This is a genomic window from Microbulbifer hainanensis, from assembly GCF_014904735.1.
Taxonomy (GTDB): domain Bacteria; phylum Pseudomonadota; class Gammaproteobacteria; order Pseudomonadales; family Cellvibrionaceae; genus Microbulbifer; species Microbulbifer hainanensis.
The window spans coordinates 1-2737 of record NZ_JACZCR010000063.1; the positions used below are offsets into that span (position 1 = coordinate 1).

At 52.4% G+C, this 2737-nt stretch carries 1 rRNA gene; it reads left to right on the plus strand.

What is annotated here, in order from left to right:
• Positions 1–2737 (plus strand): 23S ribosomal RNA (locus tag IG168_RS20315); the annotation flags it as partial.

Here is a 2737-nt window from a genome sequence, read left to right on the forward strand (position 1 = left end):
TTTACAGGTATCGCATACTGAATACATAGGTATGCGAGGCGAACCCGGGGAACTGAAACATCTAAGTACCCGGAGGAAAAGAAATCAACCGAGATTCCCTGAGTAGCGGCGAGCGAAAGGGGATTAGCCCTTAAGCTAATTATGTCTTAGTGGAAGGATCTGGAAAGTTCCGCGATACAGGGTGATAGCCCCGTACACGAAAAGGCATTTTTAGTGAAATCGAGTAGGTCGGGACACGTGTTATCTTGACTGAATATGGGGGGACCATCCTCCAAGGCTAAATACTCCCAGCTGACCGATAGTGAACCAGTACCGTGAGGGAAAGGCGAAAAGAACCCCGGAGAGGGGAGTGAAATAGAACCTGAAACCGTATACGTACAAGCAGTAGGAGCCCTTCGGGGTGACTGCGTACCTTTTGTATAATGGGTCAGCGACTTATTGTCTGTAGCAAGGTTAACCGCATAGGGGAGCCGTAGAGAAATCGAGTCTTAATAGGGCGTTCAGTTGCAGGCAATAGACCCGAAACCCGGCGATCTATCCATGGGCAGGTTGAAGATTGAGTAACATCAATTGGAGGACCGAACTCACTAACGTTGAAAAGTTAGGAGATGACCTGTGGATCGGAGTGAAAGGCTAATCAAGCCGGGAGATAGCTGGTTCTCCTCGAAAGCTATTTAGGTAGCGCCTCGCGTCTCACCCTCGGGGGTAGAGCACTGTTTGGGCTAGGGGGTCATCCCGACTTACCAACCCCATGCAAACTCCGAATACCGAGGAGTGCAATCGCGGGAGACACACGGCGGGTGCTAACGTCCGTCGTGGAAAGGGAAACAACCCAGACCGCCAGCTAAGGTCCCAAATATCAGTTAAGTGGGAAACGATGTGGGAAGGCCCAGACAGCTAGGAAGTTGGCTTAGAAGCAGCCATCTTTTAAAGAAAGCGTAATAGCTCACTAGTCGAGTCGGCCCGCGCGGAAGATATACCGGGGCTCAAACTGATAACCGAAGCTGCGGATGCACTATGTGCATGGTAGAGGAGCGTTGTGTAAGCCGTTGAAGGTGGATCGGGAGGTCTGCTGGAGGTATCACAAGTGCGAATGCTGACATGAGTAACGACAAGGGAGGTGAAAAACCTCCCCGCCGGAAGACCAAGGGTTCCTGTCCAACGCTAATCGGGACAGGGTTAGTCGGCCCCTAAGGCGAGGGCGAAGGCCGTAGTCGATGGGAAACAGGTTAATATTCCTGTACTCGCTATTGCTGCGATGGAGTGACGGAGAAGGCTAGGCCAGCATGGCGATTGGTTGTCCATGTTTAAGGTTGTAGGCTGGGGACTTAGGCAAATCCGGGTCCCTAAGGCTGAGAGCTGATGACGAAGCCTACTTAGGTAGGTGAAGTGGTTGATGCCCTGCTTCCAGGAAAAACTTCTAAGCTTCAGGCAATAGAGAACCGTACTCGAAACCGACACAGGTGGTCAGGTAGAGAATACCAAGGCGCTTGAGAGAACTCTGGTGAAGGAACTAGGCAAAATGGTACCGTAACTTCGGGAGAAGGTACGCCGGTTTTGGTGATGGGACTTGCTCCCTAAGCTGAGGCCGGTCGAAGTGACCAGGTGGCTGCGACTGTTTATTAAAAACATAGCACTCTGCAAACACGTAAGTGGACGTATAGGGTGTGACGCCTGCCCGGTGCCGGAAGGTTAATTGATGGGGTTAGCTTCGGCGAAGCTCTTGATCGAAGCCCCGGTAAACGGCGGCCGTAACTATAACGGTCCTAAGGTAGCGAAATTCCTTGTCGGGTAAGTTCCGACCTGCACGAATGGCGTAACGATGGCCACGCTGTCTCCACCAGAGACTCAGTGAAATTGAAATCGCTGTTAAGATGCAGTGTACCCGCGGCTAGACGGAAAGACCCCGTGAACCTTTACTACAGCTTTGCACTGAACTTTGAGCCTACTTGTGTAGGATAGGTGGGAGGCTTTGAAGCAGTGACGCCAGTCATTGTGGAGCCATCCTTGAAATACCACCCTGGTATGTTTGAGGTTCTAACCCAGGTCCCTTATCGGGATCGGGGACAGTGTATGGTGGGTAGTTTGACTGGGGCGGTCTCCTCCCAAAGAGTAACGGAGGAGTACGAAGGTGCACTCAGCATGGTCGGAAATCATGCAATGAGCATAATGGTATAAGTGCGCTTGACTGCGAGACAGACATGTCGAGCAGGTACGAAAGTAGGTCATAGTGATCCGGTGGTTCTGTATGGAAGGGCCATCGCTCAACGGATAAAAGGTACTCCGGGGATAACAGGCTGATACCGCCCAAGAGTTCACATCGACGGCGGTGTTTGGCACCTCGATGTCGGCTCATCACATCCTGGGGCTGAAGCCGGTCCCAAGGGTATGGCTGTTCGCCATTTAAAGTGGTACGCGAGCTGGGTTTAGAACGTCGTGAGACAGTTCGGTCCCTATCTGCCGTGGGCGTTGGAGATTTGAGAAGAGTTGCTCCTAGTACGAGAGGACCGGAGTGAACGAACCTCTGGTGTTCGGGTTGTCACGCCAGTGGCATTGCCCGGTAGCTATGTTCGGACGGGATAACCGCTGAAAGCATCTAAGCGGGAAGCCTCCTTCAAGATGAGATCTCCCTGACTCCTTGAGAGTCCTGAAGGGCCCTGGAAGACTACCAGGTTGATAGGCTGGGTGTGGAAGCGTTGTGAGGCGTTGAGCTAACCAGTACTAATTGCCCGTGCGG